General features: G+C 48.6%; 13 protein-coding genes, 3 tRNA genes and 6 pseudogenes. 16 read left to right on the forward strand and 6 right to left on the reverse strand.

Features of this window, described 5'->3' with window-relative positions; genetic code table 11:
• Positions 1-98: 98 nt before the first annotated feature.
• Both A7090_RS17405 and A7090_RS17410 read left to right on the forward strand, forming a co-directional pair.
• Positions 99-399, forward strand: a pseudogene (locus tag A7090_RS17405) (IS1 family transposase); the annotation flags it as partial.
• 92 nt (positions 400-491) lie between these two features.
• Entirely contained in the window at positions 492-1058 is a 567-nt protein-coding gene (locus A7090_RS17410; protein ID WP_105274971.1) for an NleF caspase inhibitor, read from the forward strand.
• 355 nt (positions 1059-1413) lie between these two features.
• Here the strand turns inward: A7090_RS17410 and A7090_RS26685 are convergent.
• Positions 1414-1491 (reverse strand): annotated as a pseudogene (locus tag A7090_RS26685) (hypothetical protein); the annotation flags it as partial.
• A 185-nt stretch (positions 1492-1676) separates the two neighbouring features.
• On the opposite strand from A7090_RS26685, the gene yedD reads away from it, so the two are divergent.
• Positions 1677-2090 (forward strand): lipoprotein YedD, encoded by a 414-nt coding sequence (gene yedD, locus A7090_RS17420; protein ID WP_105274972.1) that lies wholly within the window; start codon positions 1677-1679, stop codon positions 2088-2090.
• Between the two features lie 117 nt (positions 2091-2207).
• Here yedD and amyA read toward each other — a convergent pair whose 3' ends face one another.
• A complete protein-coding gene (gene amyA, locus A7090_RS17425) occupies positions 2208-3695 on the reverse strand; it encodes an alpha-amylase (protein WP_105274973.1) in 1488 nt (495 codons plus the stop codon).
• 77 nt (positions 3696-3772) lie between these two features.
• Positions 3773-3952 (reverse strand): annotated as a pseudogene (gene fliT / locus A7090_RS17430) (flagellar protein FliT); the annotation flags it as partial.
• Positions 3953-3954: 2 nt separating this feature from the next.
• Between fliT and A7090_RS17435 the strand changes: the two are divergent.
• From A7090_RS17435 to sdiA, 6 genes and pseudogenes are all read left to right on the forward strand, one after another.
• Positions 3955-4089: pseudogene (locus A7090_RS17435) on the forward strand (hypothetical protein); the annotation flags it as partial.
• 83 nt (positions 4090-4172) lie between these two features.
• Complete coding sequence (tcyJ, locus tag A7090_RS17440; RefSeq protein ID WP_105274975.1) at positions 4173-4973, forward strand: cystine ABC transporter substrate-binding protein; 801 nt, start codon at positions 4173-4175, stop codon at positions 4971-4973.
• Between the two features lie 104 nt (positions 4974-5077).
• Positions 5078-6064, forward strand: coding sequence for a D-cysteine desulfhydrase (gene dcyD, locus A7090_RS17445; protein ID WP_105274976.1), 987 nt, complete (start codon positions 5078-5080; stop codon positions 6062-6064).
• Positions 6065-6078: 14 nt separating this feature from the next.
• Positions 6079-6747: a cystine ABC transporter permease gene (tcyL, locus tag A7090_RS17450; RefSeq protein WP_001158220.1), complete on the forward strand. Its 669-nt coding sequence runs from the start codon at positions 6079-6081 to the stop codon at positions 6745-6747.
• Positions 6744-7496, forward strand: coding sequence for an L-cystine ABC transporter ATP-binding protein TcyN (gene tcyN, locus A7090_RS17455; RefSeq protein ID WP_105274977.1), 753 nt, complete (start codon positions 6744-6746; stop codon positions 7494-7496). The genes tcyL and tcyN overlap by 4 nt, the downstream gene beginning before the upstream one ends.
• Positions 7497-7725: 229 nt before the next feature.
• The gene (gene sdiA, locus A7090_RS17460) at positions 7726-8448 is read left to right on the forward strand and encodes a transcriptional regulator SdiA (protein ID WP_105274978.1); all 723 of its coding nucleotides are present in this window, start codon (positions 7726-7728) and stop codon (positions 8446-8448) included.
• 66 nt (positions 8449-8514) lie between these two features.
• On the opposite strand, the gene yecF is transcribed toward sdiA, so the two are convergent.
• The 3 genes and pseudogenes from yecF to A7090_RS27140 form a co-directional block, all read right to left on the reverse strand.
• Positions 8515-8739, reverse strand: a complete 225-nt coding sequence (gene yecF / locus A7090_RS17465; protein WP_000106474.1) for a DUF2594 family protein YecF — start codon at positions 8737-8739, stop codon at positions 8515-8517.
• Positions 8726-8902, reverse strand: coding sequence for a protein YecU (yecU, locus tag A7090_RS25815; RefSeq protein ID WP_123056965.1), 177 nt, complete (start codon positions 8900-8902; stop codon positions 8726-8728). The genes yecF and yecU overlap by 14 nt, the downstream gene beginning before the upstream one ends.
• Before the next feature lie 82 nt (positions 8903-8984).
• Positions 8985-9056 (reverse strand): annotated as a pseudogene (locus A7090_RS27140) (transcriptional regulator); the annotation flags it as partial.
• A gap of 141 nt (positions 9057-9197) precedes the next feature.
• On the opposite strand from A7090_RS27140, the gene uvrY reads away from it, so the two are divergent.
• From uvrY to yecA, 7 genes and pseudogenes are all read left to right on the forward strand, one after another.
• The gene (gene uvrY / locus A7090_RS17470) at positions 9198-9854 is read left to right on the forward strand and encodes a UvrY/SirA/GacA family response regulator transcription factor (RefSeq protein ID WP_000611328.1); all 657 of its coding nucleotides are present in this window, start codon (positions 9198-9200) and stop codon (positions 9852-9854) included.
• A complete protein-coding gene (uvrC, locus tag A7090_RS17475; protein ID WP_105274979.1) occupies positions 9851-11683 on the forward strand; it encodes an excinuclease ABC subunit UvrC in 1833 nt (610 codons plus the stop codon). Before uvrY ends, uvrC begins: the two co-directional genes overlap by 4 nt.
• Positions 11684-11739: 56 nt before the next feature.
• Positions 11740-12288: a CDP-diacylglycerol--glycerol-3-phosphate 3-phosphatidyltransferase gene (pgsA, locus tag A7090_RS17480; protein WP_105274980.1), complete on the forward strand. Its 549-nt coding sequence runs from the start codon at positions 11740-11742 to the stop codon at positions 12286-12288.
• A gap of 151 nt (positions 12289-12439) precedes the next feature.
• Positions 12440-12515 (forward strand) — tRNA-Gly (locus A7090_RS17485).
• A gap of 54 nt (positions 12516-12569) precedes the next feature.
• Positions 12570-12643, forward strand: a tRNA-Cys gene (locus tag A7090_RS17490).
• 12 nt (positions 12644-12655) lie between these two features.
• A tRNA-Leu gene (locus A7090_RS17495) sits at positions 12656-12742 on the forward strand.
• Positions 12743-12937: 195 nt separating this feature from the next.
• Positions 12938-13432 (forward strand): annotated as a pseudogene (gene yecA / locus A7090_RS17500) (UPF0149 family protein YecA); the annotation flags it as partial.
• Positions 13433-13493 lie beyond the last annotated feature (61 nt).

Here is a 13493-nt window from a genome sequence, read left to right on the forward strand (position 1 = left end):
CTCTAATTAGTTGAATTGATGTATACTCGTCATACTTCAAGTTGCATGTGCTGCGACTCGAATTATTTAGAGTATATAGCCGCTTTTGAGGTTTTCTTATGGCCAGCGTTACTGTTCATTATCCCCGTTGTCGGTCTGCTCAGGTCTACCGTCATGGTCAGAACCCTAAAGGCCGTGACCGGTTTCGCTGTCGAGACTGCCATCGCGTGTGTCTGCTCATCTACACCTGTGAAGCCCGCAAGCCGGCAGCACAGGCTCTGGTACGCATACAACACCAAAACAGGCGGTATTCTGGCTTATACGTTTAGCCCAGGTACGGATGCAACCTGCTGCGAACTTCTGGCGCTGCTCGCGCCGTTTAAACATGCTCTACTAATTGGATGCACTACCAGTGCGTATGTATTCTGTCCGAACTTGAATAATATGAGGTGGCATATTATGATGATGTGTTGTATATAATGGGATTATTCTGGTTGTTATGGAGGCGCTATATGTTACCGACAAATAATCTGTCAGCGAACCTTTATTCATGGATGTATGTATCGGGTAATGGACAGCCCTCTGTTCCTGAGGCAGTAAGTGAACTAAATCACAATCATTTACTCACTCCTGAATTACAGACAAAGTTGGATGTTATGTTCGCAGCATATTCAAATGCCAGAAATAATGATGAACGTGATGACATTTACCCGGAGCTAAGAGATTTTATAAGTGGTTTAATGGATAAAAGAGAAAGTGTGTTTGAGGTCCTGAATGTAGGTACTGATGAGGTGAAGGGAGTTCTGAGAGAAGGAATGACAACAGAGGATAGGGATGAGTATATCAGGGGGCTTTTTTTTGTTTATTCATTAAAAGTACAAATTGGTGAATTCAGAGCAGATAAAGGATATGAGAAATCAAAAGTCGATGCTTTGCTGTCTCCTCATCATTCCACAGCATTATATGGAGATCTGAAGGCAATGAATACTCTTGTTCAAGGAAGAGATCAAGATTTGCCCTTGCAGGAGCATATATTTGTTCCGGACTTGACCTATAATAAGGGCTCTTTACAATTTTGATAATGATGGTTTTAAAAATTGGTTATAAATAATAAAATCATGAGATTATATTAAATAGCACTTATTTAAAAAGTGTGTAATTGTTCTTTTCAGAAGAAGAAAAGTAAAAATTTTACCTGGCAAAGGACTATCACCATGTGGTGAATATGTCAGCGTAACCGCAGCTTGTCGTATGCAACGAGCAACGTGCTGCGGTTAGCTGGTTAATATTCCGATAATGTGAGTATTGAATGGCTTCTGACCAGAACTAATTCAGTTGAGAAGTTTTAGAATTTTTCGGTGGCAATAATGGGACAAAAATAAAGTAGATTATTGTGGCTTAATGGCGTTGTTGAAGAGTCTTAATACATTGAAAAATAAATACCGCGATGACCGCAGGGAGGGGCGCCCAGGATTTAATCAACCAGGCGTGTTTGAATTGCTGCCATGACATGAATGTAGCCTCTGAACTCAGAAGGTTTGAAACAAGAGTCGCGAATCATACCCATACAAATTTATTTTCGGGGTAATAATTCACAAAAATAATAGTTAGAACAAATTTCTGTCTGAACCTGGAAAGGCTGGCGACATCAGGGCTTTAATGCCACAATTCTCTTTTCTTCTCATGCAGGACGAATGATGAAAAAACTCGCAATTGCAGGCACGCTCATGTTGCTGGCGGGCTGTGCCGAAGTCGAAAACTATAACAATGTCGTGAAAACCTCCGCGCCGGACTGGTTGGCGGGCTACTGGCAGACCAAAGGGCCGCAACGTGCGCTGGTCAGCCCGGAAGCGATAGGCAGCCTCATTGTCACTAAAGAGGGCGATACCCTGGATTGCCGTCAGTGGCAGCGGGTGATTGCAGTGCCGGGTAAGTTGACATTGATGTCTGATGATCTCACCAACGTTACCGTAAAACGTGAGCTGTACGAGGTTGAGCGTGACGTTAACACCATTGAGTACGATGGTATGACGATGGAACGTGTGGATCGCCCTACGGTAGAGTGTGCCGCCGCGCTGGATAAAGCGCCGTTACCGACGCCGCTGCCGTAATGAAATCTCCCTCGAGTTGGGCGTTTTTATGTCAAAAAAAGCGCCCGATGCGCAAGCTTATCGGGCCTGCACCTGAACGGGTCCGCAGTAACGATGTGTGTAAGAGCAGCAATCGGTTTAAATGACTTCTTCGATAACCCACACGCTGACGCTGCTTCCGTTGCAAAAGAAGGTCGCTTTGCCGTTTTCGTCTGTTACCACGCTCTCCTGCCGGTTCCCCAGAAAATCACGCCAGGTTTTATTGCCGTAATTCTCACCCAGATGAATAGTTTTTTCGCCATCATCCCCGTTCGACATGACCACTACGCAGCCGGGATATTCGTCGGTGCCACTGCGGCTAAAGGCAATGCAGTTCGGATGGTCGAAAAATAACGTCTGTACACCGTGGGCGAAACGCTGACGGGCGAGAATTAACTCATCAAGCTGTTCGATTATCGGCATATCTATTGGATAGGTTTGCCCGTCACCGCCGACATCTTCGTAATGTGCGCCATAGAGGTCAGGATAGAATACCGAAGGAACGCCATTTTCCCGCAACAAAATTAGGGCATACGCCAGTGGTTTAAACCACGGTTCTACCGGTGCTTCGAGGGCTTGCAATGGTTGGGTGTCGTGGTTAGCGACGAGGGTTACGGCGTGGAAAGGATCGGCTTCCACCAGCGTACCAGTGAAGATCTGCGTCATATTGTAGTCGCGACCCATACGCGATGCTTCATGGAATTTCATCTGCAGCGGCGCATCAAACAGCATGGTTTTGCCTTCCACCTGATCAATATACGTTTGCAGTTTATCAACTTCGTGCGACCAGTATTCTGCCACAATAAACAGCGGCTTTGATGCAACTTCTTGTACGTGTTCGATCCACTCTTTATAAAACCAGGCCGGAATGTGTTTGACCGCATCAAGACGAAAACCGTCGCATTGCGTTTGTTCCATCACCCAGCGCGCCCAGTATTTAATTTCTTCCGTCACGGCATGATTGCGAAAATCGATATTCTCGCCCATCAAGTAGTCAAAATTACCTAGTTCATCATCAACCTGATCGTTCCAGCCTTCGCCGGTGTAGTCGTTAACAATTTTAAATATGCCATCTTCATCAGGGTTTTCGATATGGTCGATACCACTAAAACACTTGAAATCCCAGATAAACTGTGAGTGTTGCCCGGCACGGGCGGGGAAGGTGTAACGCGTCCAGCCTTCGCACTCAATGATTTTTTCATCAATTTGCGTACGGTCGTCAGCATTTACACGCTGCACGCGAATAGCTTCTTTTTCATCCGCGCCCATTTTGTGGTTGACTACCACGTCCAGTAACACCGCAATGTCATTACGTTTCAGTGCGTCAATGGCAGCCAGTAGTTGTGCTTTATCGCCATATTTAGTAGGGATGCTGCCTTTCTGATCAAACTCGCCTAAATCAAATAAATCATAGGAGTCGTAGCCGACCGAATACCCGCCCGATGCGCCTTTATAGGCGGGCGGCAACCAGACCATATTGATACCAATATCATTAAAACCGTCGGCGCGCTCGGCCAGTTCAGGCCAGAGCTTACCGCCTTCCGGGTAATACCAGTGAAAACATTGTAACAGCGTGGGATTACGCATTCTTCGACTCCATTCAAGGGGAACATTAGAAGCGTAGCCGTAATCGGATTATTCGCGAACCATCAGCTCGTTAAGATTCAAAATAGGTTATTCTGCGGAGCCAGCACAAAGCAGCCCTGATCGCCATAGGCATTTAACACCGATTTTTGCATCGATGACTGACCGACCAGTCTCGCCAGTTCATCCATCCGAATCTGTAATAACTGCTTTATCTTGCTTTCATTGTCGAGAATCCGGCGCAACGGCTCCTGTACCGTATTTCCTTGACGAAACTCTCGCCCCTTAGCTGCCCACCACCAGCACCGACAATTACCGCATCGCGTTACATCAGCGTCAAACGTGTGCCGGACTTGTGCAGAAATCCTCCTGCCTGCTTCTGATATATATTAAATAAGAATAAGATGTAGCGGAGTTGTTTTTGTGTTTACGAACAATGGCTCTACACTGCAAACAGACATAACAACATTCGGGGTGAATATGAAATTAGCACATCTGGGACGTCAGGCATTGATGGGTGTGATGGCCGTGGCGCTGGTTGCGGGCATGAGTGTTAAAAGTTTTGCAGATGAAGGTCTGCTTAATAAAGTCAAAGAGCGCGGCACGCTGTTGGTAGGGCTGGAAGGAACTTATCCTCCGTTCAGTTTTCAGGGGGATGACGGCAAATTAACCGGTTTTGAAGTAGAGTTTGCCCAACAGCTGGCAAAACATCTTGGCGTTGAGGCGTCATTAAAACCGACCAAATGGGACGGTATGCTGGCGTCGCTGGACTCTAAACGCATTGATGTGGTGATTAACCAGGTCACCATTTCTGACGAGCGCAAGAAAAAATACGATTTCTCAACCCCGTACACCATTTCCGGTATTCAGGCGCTGGTAAAAAAAGGCAATGAAGGCACCATTAAAACGGCAGATGATCTGAAAGGCAAAAAAGTGGGTGTTGGTCTGGGCACCAACTATGAAGAGTGGCTGGGTCAGAATGTTCAGGGCGTCGATGTGCGTACTTATGATGATGACCCGACCAAATATCAGGATCTGCGCGTAGGCCGTATCGATGCGATCCTCGTTGATCGTCTGGCGGCGCTGGACCTGGTGAAGAAAACTAACGATACGCTGGCAGTAACCGGTGAAGCCTTCTCCCGTCAGGAGTCTGGCGTGGCGCTGCGTAAAGGAAACGAAGACTTGCTGAAAGCGGTGAATGATGCAATTGCGGAAATGCAAAAAGACGGCACTCTGCAAGCCCTTTCTGAAAAATGGTTTGGTGCTGATGTGACCAAATAATCAGCATAATGACAAAAAAGGGCGCTTTCATTAGCGCCTTTTTTATTTAAGCGTCTTCAGCGTGCATAATAAGAAAATCACAACAACACACATCGGAGGATGTGATGCCACTGCATAATTTATCCCGTTTTCCACGGCTGGAGTTTATCGGCGCGCCAACACTGCTCGAATATCTGCCGCGGTTTTCTGATTATCTTGGACGGGAAATTTTCATCAAACGGGATGATGTCACTCCCATGGCAATGGGCGGCAATAAATTACGGAAGCTGGAATTTCTCGCAGCAGATGCCCTGCGCGAAGGTGCCGATACCCTGATTACTGCCGGGGCGATCCAGTCTAACCACGTGCGCCAGACTGCCGCAGTCGCTGCGAAACTCGGTCTGCACTGTGTGGCGCTGCTGGAAAATCCTGTTGGCACAACCGCAGAAAACTATTTAACCAACGGCAATCGTTTGTTGCTGGATCTGTTCAATACCCAGATTGAAATGTGCGATGCACTGACCGACCCCAATGCTCAACTGGAAGAACTGGCGACACGAGTCGAAGCACAAGGCTTTCGCCCGTATGTAGTTCCGGTTGGCGGTTCTAATGCTTTAGGTGCGCTGGGGTATGTGGAGAGTGCGCTGGAAATCGCCCAACAGTGTGAAGGCGCGGTTAATATTTCGTCGGTGGTGGTCGCATCGGGCAGTGCCGGAACTCACGCCGGCCTGGCTGTTGGGCTGGAACACCTCATGCCTGAAAGTGAACTGATTGGCGTGACAGTGTCGCGTTCCGTTGCCGATCAATTGCCGAAAGTGGTTAATCTACAACAGGCGATCGCGAAAGAACTGGAGCTGACTGCATCAGCGGAAATTTTACTCTGGGATGACTATTTTGCACCTGGCTACGGCGTGCCGAACGACGAAGGTACGGAAGCAGTGAAATTGCTGGCGCGGCTGGAAGGCATTCTGCTTGATCCTGTGTATACCGGAAAAGCGATGGCGGGGCTGATTGACGGTATCAGTCAGAAACGCTTCAAAGATGAAGGGCCGATTCTGTTTATTCATACCGGCGGCGCGCCAGCGCTGTTCGCCTATCATCCCCACGTTTAGCTCCGGAAACGCTCATGCAAGAAAGTATACAACTGGTTATTGATTCCTTGCCGTTCCTGCTGAAAGGGGCAGGGTATACGCTGCAACTCAGCATCGGCGGCATGTTTTTTGGCTTACTGCTAGGGTTTATTCTCGCGCTGATGCGCCTGTCGCCAATCTGGCCCGTGCGCTGGCTGGCGCGTTTTTATATCTCTATTTTTCGTGGTACGCCGCTCATTGCACAACTGTTTATGATCTACTATGGCCTGCCGCAGTTTGGCATCGAATTAGATCCCATTCCGTCAGCGATGATTGGTCTGTCGCTGAACACTGCCGCCTATGCAGCCGAAACGCTGCGTGCCGCCATTTCTTCTATTGATAAAGGTCAGTGGGAAGCTGCTGCCAGTATTGGTATGACACCATGGCAGACCATGCGTCGCGCGATTTTGCCACAGGCGGCGCGGGTGGCGTTGCCGCCGCTGTCGAACAGCTTTATCAGCCTGGTAAAAGATACATCGCTGGCCGCGACAATCCAGGTGCCGGAGCTGTTCCGTCAGGCGCAGTTGATTACCTCGCGTACGCTGGAAGTGTTTACCATGTATCTGGCGGCTTCGCTCATCTACTGGATCATGGCGACAGTGTTATCGACGTTGCAGAACCATTTTGAGAATCAACTTAATCGCCAGGAGAGAGAACCAAAATGAGTGCCATTGAAGTTAAGAACCTGGTGAAAAAATTCCACGGTCAGACGGTGCTGCACGGTATCGACCTCGAGGTAAAGCCTGGCGAAGTAGTGGCTATTATCGGTCCGAGCGGTTCCGGTAAAACCACGTTGCTACGCAGCATAAATCTGCTGGAACAGCCGGAAGCGGGAACCATCACCGTTGGCGATATCACCATTGATACCGCACGTTCATTAAGTCAGCAAAAGTCGCTGATTCGCCAGTTGCGTCAGCACGTCGGGTTTGTCTTCCAGAACTTTAATTTGTTTCCGCATCGCACGGTGCTGGAAAACATTATTGAAGGGCCGGTGATCGTCAAAGGCGAATCAAAAGAAGAGGCCACGGTGCGCGCTCGAGAGCTGCTGGCGAAAGTTGGGCTGGCAGGTAAAGAAACCAGCTATCCACGTCGTTTGTCTGGCGGTCAACAGCAGCGAGTAGCAATTGCGCGTGCGCTGGCAATGCGTCCTGAAGTGATTTTGTTTGACGAGCCAACGTCGGCGCTGGATCCGGAGCTGGTGGGCGAAGTCCTGAACACCATCCGCCAGCTGGCGCAGGAAAAGCGTACGATGGTGATTGTGACGCACGAAATGAGCTTTGCCCGAGATGTTGCGGACAGGGCAATCTTTATGGACCAGGGGCGGGTAGTCGAGCAGGGGGCCGCAAAAGCGTTATTTGCCGATCCTCAGCAGCCTCGCACCCGCCAGTTCCTCGAGAAGTTTCTGCTGCAATAATAAGAAAAAATCAGCCCCTATGATTCACTCGTCGGGGCGATACACCCTTTTAAGCGTGATAAAATGGCTTAACAAAACAGCATAACTCATTAATAACATAAGAGAATGCGATAGCTTGCAAAAGTAATTCATTACCTGAATAATATAAATTATATATAAATCTTATTTATGTGATAGTTTGAATTATCATTATGAATGATACTAACTCTCAGGGGCGTTGTGGTTTACTATGCAGGATACGGATTTTTTCAGCTGGCGTCGCACGATGCTGTTGCGTTTTCAGAGGATGGAGGCCGCAGAAGAGGTCTACCATGAAATAGAGTCTCAGGCTCAGCAGCTGGAGTACGATTACTATTCGTTATGTGTTCGCCACCCGGTGCCATTCACGCGACCTAAAGTGGCTTTCTACACCAATTACCCTGAGTCGTGGGTGAGTTATTATCAGGCAAAAAACTTTCTCGCAATTGATCCGGTGCTGAACCCTGAAAACTTCAGTCAGGGCCATTTAATGTGGAATGATGACTTATTCAGCCAGGCACAGCCGTTATGGGAAGCCGCGCGCGCGCATGGTTTACGCCGTGGTGTCACTCAGTATTTAATGCTGCCAAACCGGGCGCTGGGCTTTTTGTCCTTTTCCCGTTGCAGCACGCGCGAAATACCCATTCTTAGTGATGAACTGCAATTAAAAATGCAGTTACTGGTGCGCGAAAGTCTGCTGGCTCTGATGCGTTTAAATGATGAAATAGTGCTGACGCCAGAGATGAATTTCAGCAAGCGAGAAAAAGAAATTCTGAAATGGACGGCAGAAGGTAAGACATCAGCAGAGATAGCGATGATTCTGTCAATCTCTGAGAATACGGTCAATTTCCATCAGAAAAACATGCAGAAAAAAATCAATGCACCTAATAAGACGCAGGTGGCCTGTTACGCGGCCGCTACTGGCTTAATTTGAGCTCTTTTCTGTTCTGGTGCCAGATGCAAAAACCGGCTGAAAGGAACGCTCTCAGCCGGTTTTATATTACTGACGGTAGGCTTGTTTAATTTGCTTAACCGTTTTGGAAAATACTGCAGCCTGGGTTTCGTCTTCGATCAGCGCAAGCTGTTTTTCCATCTTTAACATCACGCGGCCCGCGTCAGCTTGTCCCATCGCTTGCAGCATCAGCGTCAGCATTGCTTTCAGGCAGGAGACTTCATTTGCCAGTTCTTGATTATTCTCGGCAGTAGAAAAATCAGGCGTACTCATTTATTTTCCTCGTCATGTTGCAATGAAAATTTGCGGTGAAAAATGTTAAGGCGGCGGAGTATACCATAAGCTTTGCTAAAAATAGCAGTGGTTGTTTTTTGAGCGTGATATCAACAGTGCTATAAATTACATTAATATAATTGCTAATAAATATTTTTATCATGAATGTTTTTTGCCCGTATTGTTCGGGTTAATTAATGTTACATATTCAGCGGGCTGATTTTCATTTTTGCTGAATAAAGTCAATTTTTGTCACATTTCGTCGCAGGGGTTACTGTGAAACGATCCAGTAAGCCGTTGGTGACGGGCGTGACCATAACTGTGGACAATCGAATTTACAAAAATGAGAGAAAAATCGAATACCCACCATTTTTAACGTTTCAAAATTGCAATAAAAACCGCTAATATACGAATGACTAACTATCAGTAGCGTTATCCCTATTTCTGGAGATATTCCTTTGATCAACGTTCTACTTGTTGATGACCATGAACTGGTGCGCGCAGGGATACGACGCATTCTGGAAGATATAAAGGGTATAAAAGTCGTCGGTGAGGCATCGTGCGGTGAAGACGCCGTTAAGTGGTGCCGGGCAAATGCCGTTGACGTGGTGCTAATGGACATGAGTATGCCGGGCATTGGCGGTCTTGAGGCGACGCGTAAAATCGCGCGTTCCACAGCTGATGTCAAAATCATCATGCTTACGGTCCATACAGAAAACCCTTTACCAGCGAAAGTCATGCAGGCCGGTGCTGCGGGCTACCTCAGCAAAGGCGCGGCTCCTCAGGAAGTTGTGAGTGCGATTCGTTCTGTCTATTCAGGGCAGCGTTACATTGCTTCTGACATCGCTCAACAAATGGCGTTAAGCCAGATTGAACCAGAAAAAACAGAAAGCCCATTTGCCAGTTTGTCTGAACGTGAATTGCAGATTATGCTGATGATCACCAAGGGCCAGAAGGTCAATGAGATCTCAGAACAGCTCAATCTCAGTCCGAAAACGGTGAACAGCTACCGCTATCGTATGTTCAGTAAACTAAACATTCATGGCGATGTTGAGCTGACTCATCTGGCAATTCGCCATGGTCTGTGTAATGCGGAGACATTATCAAGTCAGTGAGTGATCAGTTTGACGCAAAAGCGTTTTTAAAAACCGTAACCAGCCAGCCAGGCGTTTATCGCATGTACGATGCTGGTGGTACGGTTATCTATGTCGGCAAAGCGAAAGATCTGAAAAAACGGCTTTCCAGCTATTTCCGTAGCAACCTCGCTTCGCGCAAAACCGAAGCCCTGGTTGCCCAGATCCAGCAAATTGATGTAACGGTTACTCATACGGAAACCGAAGCGCTGTTGCTGGAACATAACTACATCAAACTTTATCAGCCGCGTTACAACGTGTTACTACGCGATGATAAATCTTATCCTTTTATCTTCCTGAGTGGCGATACCCATCCGCGTCTGGCGATGCATCGTGGTGCAAAGCATGCCAAAGGTGAATATTTCGGCCCGTTCCCGAATGGCTATGCCGTACGTGAAACACTGGCGCTACTGCAAAAGATATTCCCCATTCGCCAGTGCGAAAATAGTGTTTACCGCAATCGCTCGCGTCCGTGTCTGCAATATCAGATAGGGCGCTGTCTGGGGCCGTGCGTTGAAGGGCTGGTGAGTGAAGAAGAATACGCTCAGCAGGTCGAGTATGTGCGCCTGTTTTTGTCTGGCAAAGATGATCAGGTGCTTACGCAGCTTATTAGCCGTATGGAAACTGCCAGTCGGAATCTGGAGTTTGAAGAAGCGGCACGTATTCGCGACCAAATTCAGGCGGTGCGACGCGTCACCGAAAAACAGTTTGTCTCCAATACCGGCGACGACCTTGACGTGATTGGCGTGGCGTTCGATGCGGGCATGGCTTGTGTCCACGTATTATTCATTCGCCAGGGCAAAGTACTCGGTAGCCGCAGCTATTTCCCGAAAGTGCCTGGCGGTACGGAACTGAGCGAGGTGGTAGAAACTTTCGTAGGTCAGTTCTATTTACAAGGCAGCCAGATGCGCACCTTACCGGGTGAGATCCTGCTCGATTTTAATCTTAGCGATAAAACGCTGCTCGCCGACTCCCTTTCAGAACTGGCGGGACGCAAGATTAATGTTCAAACCAAACCTCGCGGCGACAGGGCGCGTTACCTGAAACTCGCGCGCACCAATGCGGCGACGGCCTTAACCAGCAAGCTTTCGCAGCAATCTACCGTTCACCAGCGGCTGACCGCGCTTGCCAGCGTGCTGAAATTACCGGAAGTGAAGCGGATGGAGTGCTTTGACATCAGCCATACTATGGGTGAACAAACCGTTGCTTCCTGTGTAGTGTTTGATGCTAACGGCCCGCTGCGTGCGGAGTATCGGCGCTATAACATTACTGGCATCACGCCTGGCGATGATTATGCGGCGATGAATCAGGTGCTGCGTCGGCGTTATGGTAAAGCCATCGACGAGAGTAAGATCCCGGACGTTATCCTTATCGACGGCGGCAAAGGGCAGCTTGCGCAGGCGAAAAATGTCTTCGCCGAGCTGGATGTTTCATGGGATAAAAACCATCCGTTGTTACTTGGCGTAGCCAAAGGTGCCGATCGTAAGGCTGGGCTGGAAACGCTGTTTTTTGAACCGGAAGGTGAGGGATTCAGTCTGCCACCAGATTCTCCCGCGCTGCATGTTATCCAGCATATTCGCGATGAATCACACGATCACGCGATTGGCGGGCACCGCAAAAAACGGGCGAAGGTCAAAAATACCAGCTCCCTGGAAACCATTGAAGGCGTCGGGCCAAAACGTCGGCAAATGTTGTTGAAATATATGGGCGGTTTGCAAGGTTTACGTAACGCCAGCGTCGAGGAAATTGCAAAAGTGCCGGGTATTTCGCAAGGTCTGGCAGAAAAGATCTTCTGGTCGTTGAAACATTGATGTCTCTGTAGCAACATAGGGGTAATCTTACTGACAACAGATAGTTACCCGTCATTATGCAATTTAATATCCCTACGTTGCTTACACTGTTCCGTGTCATCCTTATCCCATTCTTTGTATTGGTCTTTTATCTGCCTGTCACCTGGTCGCCGTTTGCCGCCGCGCTCATTTTCTGCGTCGCGGCGGTAACTGACTGGTTCGATGGTTTTCTGGCACGTCGCTGGAACCAGAGTACCCGGTTTGGTGCTTTCCTTGACCCTGTAGCAGATAAAGTCCTCGTGGCTATCGCCATGGTGTTGGTAACAGAGCATTATCACAGCTGGTGGGTGACCTTACCGGCGGCAACGATGATCGCCCGTGAAATTATTATTTCTGCCCTGCGCGAATGGATGGCAGAGTTGGGTAAACGCAGTAGCGTGGCTGTCTCCTGGATTGGGAAAGTGAAAACCACTGCCCAGATGGTGGCGTTGGCCTGGCTGCTGTGGCGTCCGAACATGTGGGTTGAGTACGCCGGTATTGCCCTTTTCTTTGTGGCTGCGGTATTGACCTTGTGGTCAATGTTGCAATATTTGAGCGCTGCGCGTGCAGATTTGCTTGAACAGTGATCGTTTCGGCGCAATTTTCAGCAAACGATCAAAGGTGATGAAAAATATCGTTGACTCATCGCGCCAGGTAAGTAGAATGCAACGCATCGAACGGCGGCACTGATTGCCAGACGATAATAAAATCAAGTGATTAACTGGTTGCTTGATAAATGCGGGAATAGCTCAGTTGGTAGAGCACGACCTTGCCAAGGTCGGGGTCGCGAGTTCGAGTCTCGTTTCCCGCTCCAGTTTAAAAGACATCGGCCTCAAGCGGATGTCTGGCTGAACGGCTTGAAGAATTTGGCGCGTTAACAAAGCGGTTATGTAGCGGATTGCAAATCCGTCTAGTCCGGTTCGACTCCGGAACGCGCCTCCACTTTCTTCCCGAGCCCGGATGGTGGAATCGGTAGACACAAGGGATTTAAAATCCCTCGGCGTTCGCGCTGTGCGGGTTCAAGTCCCGCTCCGGGTACCATGGGGAAGATAAGAATAAAATCAAAGCAATATGCAATGTCGTGAAACCACCTTCGGGTGGTTTTTTTGTATTTGTAACTTGTCGTTACACCCTCCTTAAATTTTAATCACTGGCTAAGCCACCCAAAAAGTATCTCTGATACGGACCGGCATGTAAGATAGGTGCTGGCGAGTTGAGATCCACAAGGAAAAGCGTATGAAAACGGGACCGTTAAACGAAAGTGAGTTGGAATGGCTGGACGATATTCTGACCAAATACAACACTGATCACGCCATCCTTGATGTGGCAGAGCTGGACGGTTTGTTGACGGCGGTGTTGAGTTCTCCGCAAGAGATTGAACCGGAACAGTGGCTGGTTGCCGTGTGGGGTGGGGCTGACTATGTGCCGCGCTGGGCGTCAGAGAAAGAGATGACGCGCTTTATGAACCTGGCTTTTCAACATATGGCCGATACCGCAGAGCGTCTGAACGAATTCCCGGATCAGTTTGAGCCGTTATTTGGCTTGCGAGAAGTCGATGGCAGCGAGCTGACGATTGTTGAGGAGTGGTGCTTTGGCTATATGCGTGGCGTTGCCCTTTCTGACTGGTCTACCTTGCCCGATTCGTTAAAACCAGCGCTGGAGGCGATTGCGTTGCACGGTACTGAGGAAAACTTCGAGCGGGTAGAGAAGATGTCGCCAGAGGCGTTTGAAGGTAAGCGTACAGCCTGAACCGTCTGGTCAGAATCTGACGAATTAGACAAAGTGGTGTCCA

Source organism: Escherichia sp. MOD1-EC7003 (genome assembly GCF_002965065.1).
Lineage (GTDB): Bacteria > Pseudomonadota > Gammaproteobacteria > Enterobacterales > Enterobacteriaceae > Escherichia.